The sequence below is a fragment of the Bacillus sp. GMs2/2 genome (assembly GCF_050172095.1).
Lineage (GTDB): Bacteria > Bacillota > Bacilli > Bacillales > Bacillaceae_G > Bacillus_A > Bacillus_A cereus.
Map to the genome: position 1 here is coordinate 1 of NZ_JBNLYE010000661.1, position 1,442 is coordinate 1,442.

The window sequence follows — 1,442 nt, forward strand, 5'->3', positions numbered from 1 at the left end:
GGTAAAATAACGATTGAATAATCTTATAAAATAAAATTATTTACTTAAGGGGAGCTAGGAGACGATATCTTAGCTCCTTTTTAAATAAATGGAGGCGTGTGTTATGGCCAACTTATTTAGGAAAAAATCAGTAAGGAAATTGTTGCAAGATAGTGAAAGTAAGACTTTGACAAAAACATTGGGCGCATTTGACCTTACCATGCTAGGGATAGGTGCAATAATTGGTACAGGAGTACTTGTATTAACTGGATTAGTAGCCGCAAGAGATGCGGGTCCAGCAGTTATTTTTTCATTTATGATTGCCGCAATTGTTTGTGGGTTTGCAGCCCTATGTTATGCGGAAATCGCATCTGCTCTTCCAGTCTCGGGTAGTGTATACACCTATTCATATGCGACGATTGGTGAGTTTGTAGCCTACTTAATGGGATGGACTTTATTGTCTGTATATATAGTTACAACTGCCGCAGTAGCGGGTGGATGGACAGGCTATTTTCAAAACTTATTAAACGGGTTTGGGATTGAGATACCAAAATCACTTTTAAAAATTCCAACACAAGGTGGAATCGTTAACTTACCAGCAGTAATCATTACTTTGGTATTAACTTGGTTATTATCAAAAGGCACGAAAGAAAGTAAGCGAGTGAATAACGCAATGGTATTAATAAAAATTGGTATTGTTGTTTTATTCATTTCAGTTGGTATATTTTACGTAAAACCAGAAAACTGGATCCCGTTTGCACCTTATGGTATAAGCGGAATCTTTGCCGGAGGAGCTGCAGTATTTTTTGCCTTTTTAGGATTTGATGCGTTAGCAACATCTGCTGAAGAAGTAAAAAATCCACAACGTGATTTACCGATTGGTATTATTGCTTCGCTAGTTATTTGTACAATTATTTATGTTATAGTTTGTCTTGTTATGACTGGTATGGTTTCTTATAAGGAATTAGATGTACCAGAAGCAATGGCCTACGTATTAGAAGTTGTAGGACAAGATAAAGTAGCGGGTATAATCGCAATTGGAGCTGTAATTGGTATTATGGCTGTAATTTTCGCTTACATTTATGCAACAACACGTGTATTCTTTGCGATGAGTCGTGACGGTTTATTACCAAAATCGTTTGCGAAAATTAATAAGAAGACAGAAGCACCAGTATTCTCAACTTGGTTAACAGGTATTGGTAGTGCTTTAATTGCTGGATTTATCGATTTAAAAGAATTATCGAATTTAGCGAATATTGGAGCGTTATTAACATTTGCGATGGTTGGTGTGTCAGTTATTATTCTTCGTAAAACACATCCAAATTTAAAACGTGGTTTCATGGTACCACTGGTACCAATTTTACCGATTATTTCAATAACATGTTGCTTATTTTTAATGGTAAATCTACCTTTAAAAACCTGGGTTTATTTCGGCATTTGGTTATTTATAGGGATAATAGTAT

At 35.6% G+C, this 1,442-nt stretch carries 1 protein-coding gene; it reads left to right on the forward strand.

Features of this window, described 5'->3' with window-relative positions; translation table 11 throughout:
- Window positions 1-103: 103 nt before the first annotated feature.
- Window positions 104-1,442: amino acid permease (locus tag ACQGS6_RS28435; protein WP_426966024.1), on the forward strand; the 1,339-nt coding region annotated here is incomplete at its 3' end.